17 protein-coding genes are annotated in these 18,103 nt (G+C 56.6%); 6 read left to right on the top strand and 11 right to left on the bottom strand.

Annotated elements, in window-relative coordinates; translation table 11 throughout:
• Positions 1 to 41 precede the first annotated feature (41 nt).
• Entirely contained in the window at positions 42 to 503 is a 462-nt protein-coding gene (locus ACWB12_RS05600; protein WP_479529080.1) for a GatB/YqeY domain-containing protein, read from the bottom strand.
• 188 nt (positions 504 to 691) lie between these two features.
• Here ACWB12_RS05600 and carA point away from each other — a divergent pair, with 188 nt between their 5' ends.
• Together carA and ACWB12_RS05590 are read left to right on the top strand one after the other, a co-directional pair.
• Positions 692 to 1,858: a glutamine-hydrolyzing carbamoyl-phosphate synthase small subunit gene (gene carA / locus ACWB12_RS05595; protein WP_479529079.1), complete on the top strand. Its 1,167-nt coding sequence runs from the start codon at positions 692 to 694 to the stop codon at positions 1,856 to 1,858.
• Between the two features lie 77 nt (positions 1,859 to 1,935).
• Positions 1,936 to 3,885 carry a glycosyltransferase family 2 protein gene (locus tag ACWB12_RS05590; RefSeq protein ID WP_479529078.1) on the top strand — a complete coding sequence of 650 codons (1,950 nt, stop codon included), beginning with the start codon at positions 1,936 to 1,938 and terminating at the stop codon, positions 3,883 to 3,885.
• On the opposite strand, the gene ACWB12_RS05585 is transcribed toward ACWB12_RS05590, so the two are convergent.
• Positions 3,880 to 4,539, bottom strand: a complete 660-nt coding sequence (locus ACWB12_RS05585; RefSeq protein ID WP_479529077.1) for a GntR family transcriptional regulator — start codon at positions 4,537 to 4,539, stop codon at positions 3,880 to 3,882. The two genes, ACWB12_RS05590 and ACWB12_RS05585, sit on opposite strands and share 6 nt — an antisense overlap.
• Positions 4,540 to 4,644: 105 nt before the next feature.
• Here ACWB12_RS05585 and ACWB12_RS05580 point away from each other — a divergent pair, with 105 nt between their 5' ends.
• Both ACWB12_RS05580 and ACWB12_RS05575 read left to right on the top strand, forming a co-directional pair.
• Positions 4,645 to 5,295: a pyrimidine 5'-nucleotidase gene (locus ACWB12_RS05580; RefSeq protein ID WP_479529076.1), complete on the top strand. Its 651-nt coding sequence runs from the start codon at positions 4,645 to 4,647 to the stop codon at positions 5,293 to 5,295.
• Between the two features lie 91 nt (positions 5,296 to 5,386).
• A complete protein-coding gene (locus ACWB12_RS05575; RefSeq protein WP_479529075.1) occupies positions 5,387 to 5,614 on the top strand; it encodes a hypothetical protein in 228 nt (75 codons plus the stop codon).
• 72 nt (positions 5,615 to 5,686) lie between these two features.
• Here ACWB12_RS05575 and ACWB12_RS05570 read toward each other — a convergent pair whose 3' ends face one another.
• The 3 genes from ACWB12_RS05570 to ACWB12_RS05560 form a co-directional block, all read right to left on the bottom strand.
• Positions 5,687 to 6,814 (bottom strand): aminotransferase class V-fold PLP-dependent enzyme, encoded by a 1,128-nt coding sequence (locus tag ACWB12_RS05570; protein ID WP_479529074.1) that lies wholly within the window; start codon positions 6,812 to 6,814, stop codon positions 5,687 to 5,689.
• Positions 6,815 to 6,878: 64 nt separating this feature from the next.
• Complete coding sequence (locus ACWB12_RS05565) at positions 6,879 to 7,334, bottom strand: Lrp/AsnC family transcriptional regulator (RefSeq protein ID WP_479529073.1); 456 nt, start codon at positions 7,332 to 7,334, stop codon at positions 6,879 to 6,881.
• Positions 7,331 to 7,786, bottom strand: coding sequence for an Lrp/AsnC family transcriptional regulator (locus ACWB12_RS05560; protein ID WP_479529072.1), 456 nt, complete (start codon positions 7,784 to 7,786; stop codon positions 7,331 to 7,333). The genes ACWB12_RS05565 and ACWB12_RS05560 overlap by 4 nt, the downstream gene beginning before the upstream one ends.
• An 81-nt stretch (positions 7,787 to 7,867) precedes the next feature.
• On the opposite strand from ACWB12_RS05560, the gene ilvC reads away from it, so the two are divergent.
• Positions 7,868 to 8,947 carry a ketol-acid reductoisomerase gene (ilvC, locus tag ACWB12_RS05555; RefSeq protein WP_479529071.1) on the top strand — a complete coding sequence of 360 codons (1,080 nt, stop codon included), beginning with the start codon at positions 7,868 to 7,870 and terminating at the stop codon, positions 8,945 to 8,947.
• A gap of 138 nt (positions 8,948 to 9,085) precedes the next feature.
• Positions 9,086 to 9,994 carry a DMT family transporter gene (locus tag ACWB12_RS05550; protein WP_479529070.1) on the top strand — a complete coding sequence of 303 codons (909 nt, stop codon included), beginning with the start codon at positions 9,086 to 9,088 and terminating at the stop codon, positions 9,992 to 9,994.
• On the opposite strand, the gene glmM is transcribed toward ACWB12_RS05550, so the two are convergent.
• The 6 genes from glmM to ACWB12_RS05520 form a co-directional block, all read right to left on the bottom strand.
• Positions 9,991 to 11,334: a phosphoglucosamine mutase gene (glmM, locus tag ACWB12_RS05545; RefSeq protein WP_479529069.1), complete on the bottom strand. Its 1,344-nt coding sequence runs from the start codon at positions 11,332 to 11,334 to the stop codon at positions 9,991 to 9,993. The genes ACWB12_RS05550 and glmM overlap by 4 nt on opposite strands.
• 8 nt (positions 11,335 to 11,342) lie before the next feature.
• Positions 11,343 to 12,350 carry a dihydropteroate synthase gene (gene folP / locus ACWB12_RS05540; protein ID WP_479529068.1) on the bottom strand — a complete coding sequence of 336 codons (1,008 nt, stop codon included), beginning with the start codon at positions 12,348 to 12,350 and terminating at the stop codon, positions 11,343 to 11,345.
• Positions 12,347 to 13,249 (bottom strand): dihydroneopterin aldolase, encoded by a 903-nt coding sequence (locus ACWB12_RS05535; RefSeq protein WP_479529067.1) that lies wholly within the window; start codon positions 13,247 to 13,249, stop codon positions 12,347 to 12,349. Before ACWB12_RS05535 ends, folP begins: the two co-directional genes overlap by 4 nt.
• Before the next feature lie 44 nt (positions 13,250 to 13,293).
• Complete coding sequence (locus ACWB12_RS05530; protein ID WP_479529066.1) at positions 13,294 to 13,935, bottom strand: cell wall hydrolase; 642 nt, start codon at positions 13,933 to 13,935, stop codon at positions 13,294 to 13,296.
• A 275-nt stretch (positions 13,936 to 14,210) separates the two neighbouring features.
• Positions 14,211 to 16,757, bottom strand: coding sequence for a putative PEP-binding protein (locus tag ACWB12_RS05525; RefSeq protein ID WP_479529065.1), 2,547 nt, complete (start codon positions 16,755 to 16,757; stop codon positions 14,211 to 14,213).
• A 105-nt stretch (positions 16,758 to 16,862) separates the two neighbouring features.
• Positions 16,863 to 18,103, bottom strand: a 1,241-nt coding sequence (locus tag ACWB12_RS05520) for a glycine--tRNA ligase subunit beta (protein ID WP_479529064.1), incomplete at its 5' end; no start/stop codon positions are given.

The following is an 18,103-nucleotide window of genomic DNA, read 5'->3' as shown; positions in this document are numbered from 1 at the left end:
GGTTTTTTCCAAAACCGACGATACTGAGCAGCCGGTTTGTCCTAGCCCAGCATGTCCTTGACCATCGGGCCAACCTTGCCAAAATCCATGCGCCCCATGTATTTGCCTTTCAGCTCGCCCATGACTTTGCCCATATCGCGGATCGATTCTGCGCCAACCTTGGCAATCGCGGCCTGCACCGCTTCTGCGGTCTCATCCGCGCTCAACTGTTTGGGTAGGTAGTCCTCGATCACCACAATCTCGGCGCGTTCCTTTTCTGCCAGTTCCAGCCGCGCACCCTCTTCATAGGCCTTGGCGCTCTCTTGCCGTTGCTTGACCATTTTGCCAAGGATTCCAAGCACTTCGTCATCCGAAACGCCATCATCACCGCCGCCGCTGCCCCGCAATGCAATGTCACGATCCTTGATCGCGGCGTTGATCAGGCGCAAGGTAGAAAGCCGTGCGGCTTCCTTGTTGCGCATGGCATCTTTCATGGCGTCCGTTAGTCGGGTTCTTAAAGTCATTCGGTGTCCTCATCCCTTAGGTGCCGAAAATATACGAACAGCCAGATTACCCTGACACGCCTGCCAAGACAACAGCCCACGCGCCATCTAAGCATCTGTTTTTGAACAATAAGTCAAAAATCCTTTCCGCTTGACCCGAATTGCCCACCGCCTTAGGTTCCGATAGATTTCAGCCAAGGAGTCGTGCCATGTCTGCCGCTGCACCAAAAATTGACCCTGTAAAACCCACCGCCTGCCTTGCGCTGGCCGATGGCACATTGTTCTACGGTGTCGGGTTCGGCGCGACCGGCGATTGCGAGGCCGAGCTGTGTTTCAACACCGCGATGACCGGCTATCAGGAAATCATGACTGACCCGTCTTATGCGGGCCAGATCGTCACCTTTACCTTCCCGCATATCGGCAACACCGGCGTCACCTCCGAGGACGACGAAACAGCCGATCCCGTGGCCGAAGGCATCGTGGTCAAGTGGGACCCGACCCAACCGTCAAACTGGCGCGCAACCGGTGATCTGCGCGACTGGATGGCAGCGCGCGGACGCATCGGCATCGGCGGTCTTGATACCCGCCGCCTGACCCGCGCGATCCGCCAGCAAGGTGCGCCGCATGTGGCTATCTCGCACGATCCGGATGGCAACTTCGACATCGAGGCGCTGGTGGCAAAAGCCCGCGCATTTCAAGGGCTTGAGGGGCTGGACCTCGCCAAAACCGTGACCTGTGCGCAGTCCTACACATGGGATGAAATGCGGTGGGCATGGCCCGATGGCTACCCAAAACGCACCACCAAGGGTCACAAGGTTGTCGCCATTGATTTTGGCGCGAAACGCAACATATTGCGTTGCCTTGCCTCGGCTGGTTGCGACGTTACCGTCCTGCCCGCCACGGCCACGGCTGAAGAGATTCTGGCCCATAATCCGGCGGGTGTTTTCCTATCCAACGGCCCCGGTGATCCGGCGGCAACCGGTGAATATGCTGTGCCGATGATCAAAGATATTCTTGCGGCTGACATTCCGGTTTTCGGTATCTGTCTGGGGCATCAAATGTTGGCGTTGGCGGTGGGTGCCAAGACCATCAAAATGAACCACGGCCATCACGGGGCCAACCATCCAGTCAAGGATACCGAAACCGGCAAGGTTGAAATCACCTCGATGAACCACGGTTTTACTGTAGACGCGCAAACCCTGCCTGACGGGGTAATCGAAACCCATATATCGCTGTTTGACGGGTCAAACTGCGGTATCCGCCTGCTGGATCGCCCTGTATTTTCGGTGCAATACCACCCAGAAGCTAGCCCCGGCCCACAGGATAGCGCCTATTTATTCGAACGTTTCGTCACAGCGATCGAGAAAAACACCTAAATCGCGATAAAATTAACCACCTGTTAACGATGATTGCCAAGGGTAGTATCTGACCCTTTTCTTGTGTGATCTAAACAATGCAGCCATCCAAACAACCTGTCGTCGTGACCTTCCCGACCCCGCGCACAAAGCCGCTTCGCCCCACAGCTGTGCCAAAGCAACATGTGCCACGGATGCCGATTGGCGAGGTTCTGGTGCAATCTGGCGCCCTTTCCCAAGATGATTTGCTAAAAGCCCTCGCCCTGCGCAACCGTGAAGAAACCCGACTGGGCAATATCCTGTTAAATCACGGGATGGTCAGCGAGGCCGATTTGTTCGGCGCCCTTTCCCTGCAATTTGGGGCCGATCTGGTTGATCTGCAAAAAACTCCGCCCAACCCGCGCCTAAAAGGCATGATTGATCTGGAATTGTGCCTGAAAGAAAATATCGTGCCGTGGCAGCATATCGGCGGAGCATTGGTGATCGCCACCTCAAAACCGGACCGGTTCGAGCAACTGAGGGGCGATCTTCCACCGGAGCTGGGAACAATTTTAATGGCGATTGCACCCGAGCACGATATCCAGAACGCCCTGATTGAAATCCACAGCCACGCCTTGATTGAACGCGCCGAAACGCGTGTGTCTGATGCTGAAAGTTGCCGCTCATGGAACCCGAGTCGCATGTTGCGATATACGGTGGCTGCGGTTCTGGCCTTCCTTGCATGCGTTATACTCGCACCAGTTGCCAGCTTCACTGCGCTTTGTGTTTGGGCCATTGTAACGCTGGTGATGAATATGGGGCTAAAGATTGCCACCGCCACCAGCCAGATCCGCCCGTATATGCGCCGCGCCTCTGCCAAAACCACGCCGCCTCCCCGCACCGAAACATTCCGCCTGCCGGTCGTGTCGATCATGGTTCCGCTGTATAAGGAACGCGAAGTGGCGGGGCATCTGATCCGTCGGCTAAAGCGGCTGAATTATCCGAAAGAATTGCTGGATATTTCTCTGGTGATTGAAGACGACGATGAAACCACACGCGAGCCCCTGAACCGCACCCATCTGCCCCGATGGGTGCACGTTATCAAGGTGCCAAAGGGAACGGTGCGCACCAAGCCCCGCGCGATGAATTTTGCACTCGATTTTTGCCGTGGTTCCATCATCGGGGTTTATGATGCCGAAGACGCACCGCACCCTGACCAGATTCACCAGATCGTGCGTAGGTTTCATGAACGCGGCCCGCAGGTGGCCTGTTTGCAAGGGATACTGGATTTCTACAACCCACGCACCAACTGGCTATCGCGCTGTTTCACCGTTGAATACAACACATGGTTTCGCGTGTTCCTGCCAGGGTTGGAGCGGTTGGGCTTTGCCGTTCCTTTGGGCGGCACCACGTTGTTTTTCCGTCGGGGTGCGCTGGAAAAACTGGGCGGGTGGGATGCCCACAACGTGACCGAGGACGCCGATCTGGGTATCCGTCTGGCGCGGCATGGCTACCGCACCGAGATCGTCCATACCGTCACAGAGGAAGAAGCAAACTGTCGCGCTGTACCTTGGATCAAACAGCGTTCACGCTGGTTAAAAGGGTTCGCAATAACATGGGCTGTGCACATGCGATCCCCGCGCAAGTTGTTGAAAGAATTAGGGTTCAAGAAATTTCTCGGGGTGCAAATCCTGTTTATCGGCACCCTCTCACAGTTTTTGCTCGCCCCTTTACTGTGGTCATTCTGGCTGATCCCACTCGGGGTGGCGCACCCTATGCTCACCGTGGTGAGCGGCAATACATTGATGACGCTTGGTATCACGTTCATTTTGGCCGAAGTCATCACCGTTTCAGTTGGCGCTTTTGCGGTGTCGGACAAAAAACATCGTTTTTTGATCCCGTGGGTGCCGACCATGCATCTCTATTTTCCGATGGGAACACTGGCAGCCTATAAGGCATTTTACGAATTGCTGACTCAGCCGTTTTACTGGGATAAAACCGCCCACGGCGTGTTCGAGCGCACCGAGGATCGTACAGAAAACGTTAGCGACACGCAGGTTGCATTATAACCCGCCGGAAAATTCCGGCTGTTCAGCATCAAGCACAAGTCGCGTTTCGAACGCCTTGGAAATATGCTTTTTCAACGCCGCATAGGCCGCGTCGCCATCCCCGTTTTCAATTGCGGTAACGATGGCATCGTGCTCGTCCAACGACCCATCGCTACGACCCTCAACCGCCAGTGATGTCGTTGCCAACAACGCCATTGTGCGGTGCACAAGGTCCAGTTGCTGCACCAGGTAACGGTTGTGCGATGCCAGATGGATTTGCTTGTGGAACCGCCGGTTCGCCAGCGACAGCGCCTCGGGGTCTTGCACCAGTTTACGGTCTTGCCCGATCATCTTGCGCAGCACCCTCACCTCCTCAGCCACGGCATGTTGCGCCGCCAGACGCGCCGCCAACCCTTCCAGTTCTGCCCGCACCGCGTATAGTTCGGACAACTGGTTATGATCCAGCGCCCCAACAATCAGGCTGCGCCCATCGCGGGTCAACAACGATTGTGTTTCCAGCCGTTGCAGAGCCTCACGGATTGGGGTGCGCGATACGCCAAACCGGTCGGCCAGCTCGGATTCAACCAGCCGGTCACCGGGTTTATAGACCCCCACATCAATCGCCTCGAGGATCAACCCGTAGGCGTCTTTGTTCGGGGTGCGAATCTCGCTCATCACTTGTCTCCACTTTTCGTTATCCACAGCCTACGCCTGCCTGCCCCCCCCAATCAACCGGCAATCAAGTTGATCCTGACGCCACATGTCCCTAATTATGGAGACATGATTGCAAAACAGTTCGCACATGTCCGCCACTGGGTCTTTGATCTGGACAATACGCTCTATCATCCCAGCGCCCGTCTGTTTGACCAGATCGAGGTGCGGATGACGCAATATGTCATGGACACGCTGGGGGTCGAGCTGCATGAGGCCGACCATTTACGCAAGCACTACTGGCACACTTATGGCACCACGCTTGCGGGTCTGATGCGCGAACATAACGTTGATCCAGCGCCCTATCTAACCCATGTACATGAAATCTCGCTGGCCCATCTGGAACAGGACGCCCCATTGGCTGATGCAATTCGCGCCCTGCCAGGTCGCAAAATTGTCTACACCAACGGATCGGCCCCTTATGGCGAACGGGTGATTGCTGCGCGCGGGCTGAACGGAGTGTTTGATGCGGTTTACGGGGTCGAGGACGCTGGCTTCCACCCCAAACCCGAACGCCGCGCCTTTGAGGTAGTGTTTGAGGCCGACGGCATCGACACCAAAATCGGTGCAATGTTCGAGGATGACACCCGCAATCTGGCCGCCCCGCACGAGATGGGCATGCAATGCGTCCATGTCGCCCCGAACGCCGCCGATCCGGCCCCGCATATCCACCATCATACCGATGATTTGACGGATTTTCTGTTAATCCTAAACAGATAGTTGCGGCATTTCCCCACAGCGCGGTTTTGCACATCGAATGTTTATGTTTTATCGCTCATATAGCCCCCTGTTCGCAAACAGGAGATATATCATGGACATGAGCCAACACCCCGCGCAAGCGGTCGATAAAGTTGAAACTTTTACCAAAGAAGATGCCGCAGAAGCCCGCGCCACCAAGATGACCTATGTGGCTATTGTTGCCCTTGTTGCCGCGTGGGGTACGTCCACCGCAGTCTTTGGTGTTGCCGGATTTTTCCTGCCTGCAGTTGCCGCAGTGCCGTTGATCTTTGTGACCATGGTGTTTCTGACACTGGGATAGACGATCATTGATATTTTTTGCCCGCTGGTGACATTTCAGCAGCGGGCAAACATTCTGGAGCTATTTTCCCGCTTAAAACACCTGATCAAGTGCCGCCGTCAGCCGCGCCACACTGGCGTCGACATCATACAGTTTATCCAGCCCGAACAGGCCCAGCCGGAAGCTTTTGTAATCCGGTCCCTCGTCACACATCAGCGGCACACCAGCGGCGATCTGCATGCCCAACGCTGCGAATTTCTTGCCGTTTTGCACATCCGCGTCCGTGGTATAACTGACCACAACCCCGGGGGCACCGAACCCGTCCGCGGCCACTGATTTAATGCCGCGCTCTTTCAGCATGGCGCGCACACGATCGCCCTGCTCCCATTGGGCATCACGCAGTTTATCGAACCCATAATCGCGGGTTTCCAGCATGGTATCGCGGAACGCCTTTAGCGCGTCGGTGGGCATGGTCGCGTGATAGGCATGACCGCCACCTGTGTAGGCCTCCATGATGGTCAGCCATTTGCCCAGATCAATCGCAAAGCTGGTGGAAACGGTTTCCTTCACCTGCGCGTGTGCCGCATCATTCATCATCACCAGACCCGCCGATGGCTGCGCCGACCAGCCCTTTTGCGGCGCGGAAATCAGCACGTCAACGCCGGTGTCTTTCATATCAACCCACGCACAACCCGACGCAATGCAATCCAGCACGAACAGACCGCCATGCTCATGCACCGCTGCTGCGATGGCCTTCAGGTAATCATCCGGCAAAATGATGCCCGACGACGTTTCCACATGCGGCGCGAACACCACATCTGGCTGCTCGTCCTTGATTTTGGAAACCACATCGGCAATTGGCGGCGGCGCAAAGGGCGCATCCACCGCATTGCCAACCCGCCGTGCCATCATCACCGTTTCAGAGGCCGGAATGCTGCCCATCTCGAAAATCTGCGACCATCGGAATGAAAAGAACCCGTTGCGCACCACGAGCGCCTTTTTGCCTGTGGTAAACTGGCGCGCCACCGCTTCCATCGCATAAGTTCCGCCGCCGGGCACGATCACCACATGATCGGCATTGTAAACGCCTTGCAAAGTTTCGGAAATATCACGCATCACGCCTTGAAATGCAGCGGACATATGGTTTAGTGAGCGATCCGTGAATACGACCGAGAATTCAAGCATGCCATCGGGGTCAACATCGGGCAGAAGGGCTGTCATGGCGTTTCCTTTGTAAATTGGTCCCGTACAACTTGACGCTTTACACAGTTGCGCACAAGAACAATCAGCCCAACGGCCCCGACCTGCGCTCCTCGCTTAACAGCACATTCGCCTCCACATCACCTACTCCGGGCAGGGTCATGATCCGACGGCGCAGCACCCGTTCAAAATCGGAAATGTCCCGCGCCACCACCCGCAGGCGGTAGTCATACATGCCCAACACATGCTGCACAGATTGCACCTCGGGAATGGCGGTGACCGCGCGTTCAAAATCGTCCAGTGACACACGGCCCTTGGTTGCAAGTTTTACGCCCAAAAACACCGTCACGCCAAACCCGACCGCCTCGGCATTCAGCACCACGCGCCGCCCCTTGATGATACCCGCCTCGTGCAGCCGCTTGATCCTGCGCCACGCCGCTGGTTGGCTCAGACCAAATCGGCGCCCCAATGCACCCGCGCTTATGGTGGCATCGTTTGCCAGTGCCCGCAGTAAATTGCGGTCCAGATCATCCATGTTCATAGCGGCAATACCTCGCCCGATTTGATCGTGGCGATTTGCATCAAGGCCTCGATATCGTTGATGTGCGGCAGGGTCAGAATGCGGCTGCGGTATAGCTCTTGATAATGTGCCATATCGCGAGCCAGCACGTTCAGGCGCACATCGACACGTCCAAGGAAGGTCTGGATTTCGATCACCTCAGGCACGTCGCGTGCCGCCGTCAGAAATTCGTCAAAAGCATTGCGCTGGGTTTTATCAAGCGTAAAGCGTAACGACACCTCGACCTCGTAGCCAAGCGCCCGCCAGTCAATCACCGCCTCTTGCCCAATCAGCACTCCGTTCTCGCGCATTTTTTCCAGCCGCCGCCAGCAAACCGCCGAGGTCACACCCGCACGGCCCGCCAGTTCGGCGGTGCTCAGGTCCGGTTCGGCCTGCATGTTGCGCAAAATACGGCGGTCGGTGTCGTTAAGCATGATTTTTCTCTATTTATCCAATAATTAGAATAGTTATTCCCTAATATATATAATATCGTGCACATTCAATCACTCCATTCAATGAAACTCTGTTATCACAATCGCAATTCAACCCTATCCAACAAAAGGACTGCCAAAATGCGCGTATATTATGACCGCGATTGCGATGTTAACCTGATCAAAGACATGAAAGTGGCCATTCTGGGCTACGGCTCGCAGGGCCACGCCCATGCGCTGAACCTGCGCGATTCCGGCGCCAAGAACGTTGTCGTCGCCCTGCGCGAAGGCTCTGCCTCTGCCGCCAAAGCCGAGGGCGAAGGCCTGAAGGTTATGGGCATCAGTGAGGCTGCCGCATGGTGTGACCTGATTATGTTCACTATGCCCGATGAGTTGCAGGCCGAAACCTACAACAAATACGTGCGCGATAACCTGCGCGATGGTGCTGCGATTGCATTCGCCCACGGTCTGAACGTGCATTTCGGTCTGATCGAGCCAAAGGCGGAATTCGACGTGATCATGATGGCCCCCAAAGGCCCCGGCCACACGGTGCGTGGCGAATACACCAAAGGCGGCGGCGTTCCCTGCTTGGTGGCTGTTGACCAAAACGCATCCGGCAAAGCGCTGGAAATCGGCCTGAGCTATTGTTCGGCCATCGGTGGCGGGCGCTCGGGCATCATCGAGACCAACTTCCGCGAGGAATGCGAAACGGACCTGTTTGGCGAACAAGCAGTGCTGTGTGGTGGTCTGGTCGAATTGATCCGCATGGGTTTTGAAACTCTGGTCGAGGCCGGTTACGCGCCGGAAATGGCCTATTTCGAATGTCTGCACGAAGTGAAACTGATCGTTGATCTGATCTATGAAGGCGGCATCGCTAACATGAATTATTCGATCTCAAACACTGCGGAATACGGCGAATATGTATCCGGCCCACGCATCGTGCCATACGACGAAACCAAAGCCAAAATGAAAGCGGTTCTGACCGACATTCAAAACGGTAAATTCGTACGGGACTTCATGCTGGAAAACGCGGTTGGCCAACCGTCGTTCAAGGCAACACGCCGTTTGAATGACGAACACCAGATCGAACAAATCGGTCAAAAACTGCGCGACATGATGCCGTGGATTTCGGCTGGTAAAATGGTTGACAAAGAAAAGAACTAAGCGTCTTTTCAAACTGTTACCAAAGGCGCCCTGAACCCTCGGGGCGCCTTTTCATTTGACAACCGTGCCATTGAAATCTTTGAAAGATTTCTGCCTGTTTTCTTTGAAAGAAAACAATATTTGGGGAGAAGTTTAGACATGGAAGCAGGGCTGATAAACTGGCTGCGCATTGGCGTATTGGGAATGATCTGGGGGTCGTCCTTTATGGCCGTGACCATTGCGATCACCGGATTTGGCCCAATTACGGTCGCGGCCGGACGCATCCTGATCGGGGCTGTGATCCTGCTGGTGTTATTGCGCGCAATGGGCCTGTCCCTGCCCGGCATTCAGGGCGCAGACGGGCGTAAAATCTGGCTGACGGCCTTTGGGTTTGGCGTACTATCGATGGCGCTACCGTTTTTCCTGCTCAGCTGGGGGCAGCACTATGTGGCGTCGGGTTTTGCCGGCGTGACCATGGCCGCGGTCCCTTTGCTGGTTCTGCCACTGGCGCATTTTCTGATCCTCGGTGAACAACTGACACCGCGCAAAACGCTTGGGTTCATCATCGGCTTTGCCGGTGTGATCGTGTTGATCGGTCTGGATGCGTTCAAAAGCAGCGGCATGGGGCTGGAGCCATTGGCCCGCATGGCCTGTTTTGGTGCTGCCGCCTGTTATGCGTTCGGTGGGATCATTACCAAACTTGCGCCCAAAGTTGACCCATTTGCATTCGCCGCTGCGGCCACCATGCTGGCTGCAATTATCATCGTGCCCGCCGCCATCATACTGGAAGGTGCGCCAAGCGAATTTCCTACCAAGCCATTGATCGCCGTTATTTATCTAGGCGTGGTGCCCACAGCCGCGGCCAACCTGTTGCTGGTATCCGTCATCCGCAGCGCAGGCCCGTCGTTCCTGTCACTGGTGAATTATCAGGTGCCGGTTTGGTCAGTGATTTTCGGGGCGCTGTTTTTGTCCGAAGTCCTGCCCGCCCGCACGTTTGTAGCGCTGGGGCTGATCATGTTGGGGCTGGCCGTAAACCAGCGCTGGAAACGCAGCAAAACCGCCGCCTAAACTGCGGCCTCAACGGCCGCAACAATGTCGCCGATAACCGCATCCAATAGCGCCTGATCCTCGCATTCGCCCATCACGCGGATCAATGGTTCAGTGCCCGATTTGCGGATCAACAAACGACCGTTTGAATTCAAACGCTCTTCGCCATCCACGATTGCCGCCTTGACGCTGGCCGCGTCCAGCGGAGCCTTATCCGCCGCGTAACGCACGTTTGACAATTTCTGCGGCACTGTTTCAAAACTGTGGGTCAGGGCGCTGGCCGGTTTGCCGCTTTCCACTATCGCAGCCAGAAATTGCAAACCCGCGATCAGCCCGTCACCGGTGGTGGCGTAATCGGTCATCACAATATGGCCGGATTGCTCGCCGCCCAAATTCCAGTCGTTGGCACGCATCGCTTCGACCACATAACGGTCACCAACATTGGTGCGATGCAGGGTCAGCCCCTGCTCTTGCAAATAGCGCTCCAGCCCAAGGTTTGACATCACTGTCGCCACCAGAGTGCCGCCGCGCAGCATACCTTTTTTCGCCCAGCGTGTGGCCATCAGCGCCATCAGTTGGTCGCCATCCGCAATCTTACCGTCCTCGTCGATAATCATCACGCGGTCCGCGTCACCATCCAGACAAATGCCCACATCCGCACCATGCTGCACCACGGCTTCGGCAGCTGTTTGGGGGTGGGTCGAGCCGCAATTCTCGTTGATATTGAATCCGTTCGGGGTAACACCGACAGGAATAACTTCGGCCCCTAATTCCCACAGCACCTCTGGCGCGGCACGATAGGCAGCACCGTTGGCGCAATCGACGACAACCTTAAGTCCTGCAAGACCACCCAAGCCAGCAAACGTCGTTTTCGCATATTCTACATAGCGGCCCACACCATCATCAATATGTTTGGTGCGGCCAATGTTTTGCGGCTGGACCGGTTCAATATGGCCCTTTAGCATTCGCTCGATCTCGTCCTGCGCCTCGTCCGACAGCTTGAACCCGTCTGGGCCAAAAAACTTGATGCCGTTATCATAATGCGGGTTGTGGCTGGCCGAAATCATAATCCCCAAATCAGCCCGCATACTACGGGTCAGATAACCAACCGCCGGGGTTGGCACCGGCCCCAACCGCAGCACATTCATCCCTGTGCTGTTCAATCCTGCAATAAGCGCGTTTTCCAGCATATAACCCGACAAACGGGTGTCTTTGCCGATCACCACACGGTGGCGGTTCATCCCGTCAGTGCGAAAATAACGCCCCGCCGCGGCCCCCAGTTTCAGCGCCATTTCAGCCGTCATCGGATAAGTATTTGCGCGTCCTCGCACCCCGTCGGTGCCAAATAATTTCCCGCTCATCTTTACTCTCACTTTGCCGTCGTTATGGCCATTTGCACGACCAGTGCCTGTTTCGTCGCCTTTATATCATGGACACGTAGTATCTGAACACCCTGCGCAACTGCGCATTGTGCAACGGCAACCGACCCGAACGTGCGGTCTTCCGCCGATTTTTCCCCTGTGATGTCACCAATGAATGTTTTGCGTGATGCTCCCAGTAATATGGGGCACCCCAAGGCGTGAAACAGGCTGATGTCGCGCAATAAACCCAGACAGTGATCCGTGGTTTTGCCAAACCCGATGCCGGGGTCAACCATGATCTGGGCGCGCGGAATTCCGGCACTGATCGCCACCTGAATACGCTGCGCCAGAAAATCATACACATCCAGCAGCACATCCGCATAATCGGGTGCATCCTGCATGGTTTTCGGCACGCCTTGCGCATGCATCAGGCAAACAGGCGTGTCAGTGCCGACGGCCAGATCAGCCAGCGCCGGATCATAAGTTAAGGCGGCCACATCGTTGATCAGCCCCGCCCCCGCTGCAACCGCAGCCCGCGCCACTTCGGCCTTGCGCGTGTCAATTGAAATGGGCGTTTTTAATTCGGCACGGATCGCCGAAATTACCGGTGTAGTGCGGGATATTTCAACGTCCACCGACACAATATCAGCCCCCGGACGGGTGGATTCACCACCGATGTCCAGAATGTTGGCCCCATCAGCCACCATGCCACGGGCATGTTTCAGGGCCGCATCGGGTGCTATAAACTTGCCACCGTCCGAAAAACTGTCCGGCGTGACGTTCAGGATGCCCATGATGCACGGCACATCAAAGGACAGGCCCGCAATCGGCGCGCGGGGCGCACATATCTGTTCAACCACATCCGTTGGAATATCGTCAATCCCGACCAATTCGCGCCCGCCACCACGCGTAATCCGCTCGGCACGATCAAACCAGCACCAACCGTGCGCAACCCTGCGGGCATTGGCAGGCTGCAACAAATCTTGCATCGGGATCGGGCGAAAATACTGTGTCATGTGAAGGATTCTGGCGCGTCAGGGGCGAAAGCATCCTTGCCGGTCGTTCCGATCACGACCAACCGGTCCGCCTCTAGCAGTTCACCCAACCATTTGGCCAAAGCCAAACCGCCTGCACCCGCCGCAGGCCCATCCACCGCATCCAGAACGATGCGGGAAGGTGCCCAAACGCTCAGTTTGCCTTGTTTCATCGCCCAATCCAGCTCGGTCCGGCTGTCGACCACCACACAACGCGGATCCCGACTGGCCAGCATCCATGCGTTTTGCTCGATTTCCAGCAGGTCAATGCGGCGCTGGGTCGGGACGTGGCCGGTTTGGGGTGGCGTAACATCCGGCAGGCCGACGCACAGGATCACGGGGGCGTCCAGCCGCTCAAACCGGTCAACCCAGCGGGCCAATGCCGCACCGGTAATCGCTGCATTCTCCATATAAACAATGACCGGATGCAGCGGTTCATCTTCGACTGCTTCGCTGACATCCCCGTCACGACTGCGCACAATTTCCACGCCCAAGGCGCCAGGCCCGCGATCCAGCTTCTGGATCCGCACAAACACCCGCATCGCTTGTGGTTCATGTAAAATACGCGCCGCCACGCGGTCAGCCAACGTTTCCAGCAAGTTCAGGCGCTCAGCCGCCAATTCATGCGCAATCGTCTCGGCCAAAGTGTCATAAGACAGGATGCGGTCTACATCGTCATCCAGCGGGACGATGACCGCCCCCACCTCGACCACCACATCGAATTGCAGCCGCTGGGTGGTGCCGCGTTCGACCTGAAACGCGCCGATTTCGACTTCTGTGATGTGATCGCGCAGGGAAATACGGTCATTAACCCCGCAACCGCACGTGGCTTTGGCCCGCGCTTCGGGGTGATCAAAGGCAAGTTTGACGTCGTTTGTCATTGGAATTCCACTATCAGGCCGCGCTTTTGGTATGCCCAGTCTGTCTAGCGGTAAAAGTAATGCCCGTCGATGCTCGCCGTACGGGTAAATGTTCGGCTCCAGCGTGGGCGGACCGTACGGTTGTGGTAATAGGTGGCCCCCACGGTCAGATTACGTGGTGCACCATCCAGCAGGGCGCGGGCAATTTTGGCGACATTGCGATAGGCGCTCGGTTCACGCACGGTTTCAGGGTTTCCATCACACGTATATGAAAACTGGCACTGGTTCCGCTTGCCTGTGCCCTGATTGACAACGCTACAGACGGAATTTGGAAACTTGCGGGACTTTACCCGGTTCAGGATGACCTCTGCTACTGCAACCTGACCCTTCACGCTTTCGCCACGGGCCTCGAAATACAAGGCCTCGGACAGGCACAGCCATTCAGCCCCACCGGTTGCGGTAGGTTGGTTGGCCACCCATTTGCGGGTGTAGCTGATAGAAGGGATGGTGCGGTTTTCACCTCGTTCAACCGGACGCAAGCTGACTGTCGGTGCTGATGTTATGGTCCGAATGCGTGCGACACTAACATTGCCAAGGGCGCGGCGCTCTTGGCCAAGCAGTCGAGTCAGCCGATTTCCAAGCGCACTTTCCAGCTGCGCTGTCGGGTCCGAAGACGTGCTAAGTGTGACATCCGCAAAAGAAGCCACGCCAGTGGTGCTTGCAACAGCAAACACACATACCCGAACCAACGTCCGGAAACGAATAAGACAAGATCGCATAGCATTCCCACATCATTCTGTTCACACAGAGACCGAGCCCCCAGGCTGCGACCAGTGCCCTAGATAGCGCACTGGCCCAATAGAGTCTAGTCTACGTGATAAATCGGCAACAGATTGGGGCGTAACGGGGGATTGTTTCCAAATTAGATATGATGCACTACATGCTTAATCCCATATTACCTATTGTTTTAATTGAATTATATTTAATCCCCGCCGTTTCCAATCGCCAGTTGCGCCGCAGCCAGACGCGCCACCGGCACCCGAAATGGCGAGCAGGAAACATAGTCAAAACCGGCACTGCGACAGAAGGCGATTGATTCGGGATTGCCGCCATGTTCGCCGCAAATTGATAAAACCACGTCTTTACGGGCGTTTCGGCCACGTTCTGCACCTATCAACAGCAACTCGCCCACACCTTCGGTGTCAAGCATGTGAAACGGGTCTTCGGGGTAGACGCCTTGCTGTACATACTCCGACATGAATCGCCCCGCGTCATCACGTGACAAACCATAAGTCATCTGTGTCAGGTCATTGGTGCCAAAACTAAGAAAGGCCGCGTTTTGAGCGATGTCACCGGCACGAAGCGCCGCACGCGGTGTTTCGACCATCACCCCGAGGCGGTAATCAAAATCCTGCCCCAGCTCGACCCGCACCGCTGCAGCCACCGCATCAACGCGGGATTTCACCAGCTCGACCTCATGGGTAGCACTGACCAGCGGGATCATGATTTCGGGCACCACTGGGGTGCCTTTGGTGCTGGCCTTGATCGTCGCCTCGAAAATTGCACGGGCCTGCATATCGTATATTTCCGGTACAGTGATGCCCAATCGCACCCCCCGCATCCCCAGCATCGGGTTATATTCGCGCAGCGCATCAACGCGCCGCGTCACATCTGACAGCGGTAAATCCAGCGCCTCGGCCAGTTCGCGCTGGCCTTCGCGGTGGGCGGGCAGGAATTCGTGCAGGGGCGGGTCCAGCAGGCGGATGCAAACCGGTTTGCCCTGCATGATTCCGAACAGTTCGACAAAATCCTCGCGCTGCATGGGCAGAAGTTGGCCCAGGGCCTCGGCGCGGTCCTCGGCGGTATCAGCAAAGATCATTTCGCGCATCACCGTCAGACGTTCCTGTTCAAAGAACATATGTTCGGTGCGGCACAGGCCAATGCCCTGCGCGTCAAAATTACGGGCAATACGGGCATCAGCGGGGGTATCTGCGTTTGCACGGATACCGATATCGCAAGCCTTGCCAGCCCATTCCAGTAATGTGGCAAACGCACCATCTAGCACCGGTTCTAACATTGCAGACGCCCCGGCCAACGCTTGGCCTGAGGTGCCATCAATGGTGATAGTATCGCCTTCGGTGAAAGTGCGCCCCCCCTCGCCTACAAGCGTTTTTTCGCGGGAATCAAGCTCCATTCCCATCGCACCAACCACACACGGCAGCCCCAGCCCCCGCGCGATCACTGCGGCGTGGCTGGTCATGCCACCCTTTACGGTCAACACAGCCGCCGCTGCGTGCATGCCGCGGATGTCTTCGGGCGTGGTTTCGCGGCGTACCAGAATACAGGCCTCGCCCCGCGCCGCACTCGCCTGTGCCTCGTTCGCGGTGAACACAATGCGCCCGCTGGCAGCACCAGGACTGGCGGCAATACCTTGCTGGAACATATCGCGTTCCCCGTCAGGGTCGATCTGCGAGTGCAACAATTCGGTCAGTGCCCGTGGCTCGATCCGCATCAGGGCCTCATCGCGGCTGATAACGCCGTCGTTGGCCAGCGCCACGGCGATACGCACTGCAGCGCGGGTCCGGCGCGGGATACGCACAGCGTCATGGATGCTAAGCACCCCACCCGTGATGGTGAATTCGATCTGCATCTCTTCGCGCAACCGTTGGCGGCTGATGTCCCCATGTTTCTTTAGCGCGGTGAAACATGCAGGGCAGATATCCTCGAGCGAGGGTCCACGATCATCATGGGTCAGGTATATTGCCCCCTGTGCCCCCATTAACGCATCACGCCCCTGACTTTGGCTAAGGTAGCGCCCCTTGATCTGGGGCGCCCCCGTCAACCCGTCAACAAACTGGATCACGCCTGATCCGCATTCGCCCTTGCCGATGCCCAGTGCCATTTCCTGCACGATTAAACCCAGCCCCGCGTCCGCAGGTGCGCCCTTGGCCTGTCGCAAAAGACGGGCTGTCGTGCCTTCCCACGCGCGCGCCATTGAGCGTAGCACGTCCGACAGTTGTTTCGCCGGATCTTGCGGGAATTCCGCGTCGGTTTCATCATGATAGGCATGCAAAACCTCGGCCAATGCGTCATTGGTTGGCGCGTCGGGCAATTCAAACATATCAGGATCAAGACGGGACACATGCACGGCAAATGACTGGATAAAGCGCAGATAGAGCGCGTTTGCAGCAGTTTGCCCCATTTCAGCCGTTAATGCAGCGTGGCGCTGTGCGTTCATGCCGATGTTCAGGATTGATCCGGGCCCCCCCCAATCGGGGTCTTGCGAACTGGGGCGCACGCAAACCAGACCATCCACGCCAAACGCCTGCATCATCATATCAGTGTTGACGGGATCGCCCGCCGCAACGCCATGCACTGCATCGAACGACAGAGCAAGGGTTTTGGGCACCGGCATATCCAGCCGGATCAGCCGTTGCAGGCATTTCGCCCGCCCGCCGTGGGTATCACCCGCGATCGGGGCGGTCTGGGTGATTTCGGTGAACCCCGAGATGTTGGTTTGCTTTTGCACAGTAGTGCCTTTCCTCGCGTTATAGGTAGCATAGCGGTTGTGAGGGGCGTGGCAAAAAGATTCTATGCCTCCGGCGGGGATATTTAAGCGAAAAAGAAGCGCAAATTAACCTTCGATTAAGGATAGGTCCGCCACAGATGAGCAGATTTTGCGGATCTGGGACAGCAGGTTCAGCCGGTTGCGGCGCACGGTGGTGTTGTCGGTGTTGACTTGGACCTTGTCAAAAAAGGCATCAATGGGGGCGCGCAGGGTGGCCATTGCGGACATGGCGGCGGCGAAATCCTCGGTTTCCAGCGCAGGGGTGATAGTGGCTTCGGCTTGCTCAAGTGCTTTGAACAGCGCGCGTTCCTCGTCCGTTTCGGCAAACTTGATGTCTGCGCCGTAAGAATATTCCACACCGTCTTTCTTTTCCTCCGCCGTCAGGATGTTGGAGGCGCGTTTGACGCCTTGCAACAGGTTCTCGCCGTCGTCGATTTTCAGGAAAGTTTGCAGCGCCTCGGCCCGTTTGACCAGCAGGGTCAGGTCGTCGTTACCTGGCATGGCAAGGCAGGCGTCGATCACGTCGTGGGTGATGCCGCGATCCTTCAGATAAACCTTGAGGCGGTCATGGAAGAAGGTAAGGAGGTCTTTTGCTATCGACACTCCAAACCTTACGTCAGCTCGTTCCTCGTTTGCGGGCTTGTCCAGACCACGAGCAGCAATAACTTCTGCCTCAGCTTGTTCAGCGAACTTTGATACCAACTCTGGCGGCAAGTTGGCCGCTAAAACCTCAAATGCTTGACCTAGTTTTCCAAAATCTTCCTCACCTGCTATTCTGCCAACGTGCGAAGCAGACGCCAGAAAGAGTCTCCCGAACAAGGTAATGCGTAGCTCATTTTCCAAAATCAACCGAATAACACCTAAAGCGGCGCGGCGCAGCGCAAACGGGTCTTTGGACCCCGTTGGTTTCTCTTCAATCGCCCAGAACCCCGTCAGCGTGTCAATCTTGTCAGCCAGTGCCACGGCGACTGATACGGGTTCCTTTGGCACATCGTCCGAGGGGCCAAGTGGTGAGTAATGTTGCTCGCAGGCGTTGGCGACTTCTTGCGGAAGGCCAGCGGCTTCGGCGTAATAACGCCCCATCAGCCCCTGCAATTCGGGAAATTCATAGACCATTTCGCTGGACAGATCGGCCTTGGCAATCCGCGCCGCTTGTTCGGCCAGATCAGCATCGGCCCCGACCATCGGCGCGATTTCGCGGGCAAGGGCGGCAATGCGATCAATCCGTTCAACCTGTGTGCCCAGCTTGTTGTGAAAGGTGACGTTGCCCAGTTTCGCAGCCATATCGGCCAGCGGCACCCGCAGGT

It is taken from the genome of Profundibacter sp. (assembly GCF_056498605.1).
Note: the sequence above shows the minus strand (reverse complement) of the source record. Positions and strands in the feature narration are given on the sequence as shown.

Bases quoted from the DNA above. Each gene is read 5' to 3' on its own strand.
- ACWB12_RS05600 (WP_479529080.1), bottom strand. From the start codon at position 503: ATGACTTTAAGAACCCGACTAACGGACGCCATGAAAGATGCCATGCGC.
- carA (WP_479529079.1), top strand. From the start codon at position 692: ATGTCTGCCGCTGCACCAAAAATTGACCCTGTAAAACCCACCGCCTGC.
- ACWB12_RS05590 (WP_479529078.1), top strand. From the start codon at position 1,936: ATGCAGCCATCCAAACAACCTGTCGTCGTGACCTTCCCGACCCCGCGC.
- ACWB12_RS05585 (WP_479529077.1), bottom strand. From the start codon at position 4,539: ATGAGCGAGATTCGCACCCCGAACAAAGACGCCTACGGGTTGATCCTC.
- ACWB12_RS05580 (WP_479529076.1), top strand. From the start codon at position 4,645: ATGATTGCAAAACAGTTCGCACATGTCCGCCACTGGGTCTTTGATCTG.
- ACWB12_RS05575 (WP_479529075.1), top strand. From the start codon at position 5,387: ATGGACATGAGCCAACACCCCGCGCAAGCGGTCGATAAAGTTGAAACT.
- ACWB12_RS05570 (WP_479529074.1), bottom strand. From the start codon at position 6,814: ATGACAGCCCTTCTGCCCGATGTTGACCCCGATGGCATGCTTGAATTC.
- ACWB12_RS05565 (WP_479529073.1), bottom strand. From the start codon at position 7,334: ATGAACATGGATGATCTGGACCGCAATTTACTGCGGGCACTGGCAAAC.
- ACWB12_RS05560 (WP_479529072.1), bottom strand. From the start codon at position 7,786: ATGCTTAACGACACCGACCGCCGTATTTTGCGCAACATGCAGGCCGAA.
- ilvC (WP_479529071.1), top strand. From the start codon at position 7,868: ATGAAACTCTGTTATCACAATCGCAATTCAACCCTATCCAACAAAAGG.
- ACWB12_RS05550 (WP_479529070.1), top strand. From the start codon at position 9,086: ATGGAAGCAGGGCTGATAAACTGGCTGCGCATTGGCGTATTGGGAATG.
- glmM (WP_479529069.1), bottom strand. From the start codon at position 11,334: ATGAGCGGGAAATTATTTGGCACCGACGGGGTGCGAGGACGCGCAAAT.
- folP (WP_479529068.1), bottom strand. From the start codon at position 12,350: ATGACACAGTATTTTCGCCCGATCCCGATGCAAGATTTGTTGCAGCCT.
- ACWB12_RS05535 (WP_479529067.1), bottom strand. From the start codon at position 13,249: ATGACAAACGACGTCAAACTTGCCTTTGATCACCCCGAAGCGCGGGCC.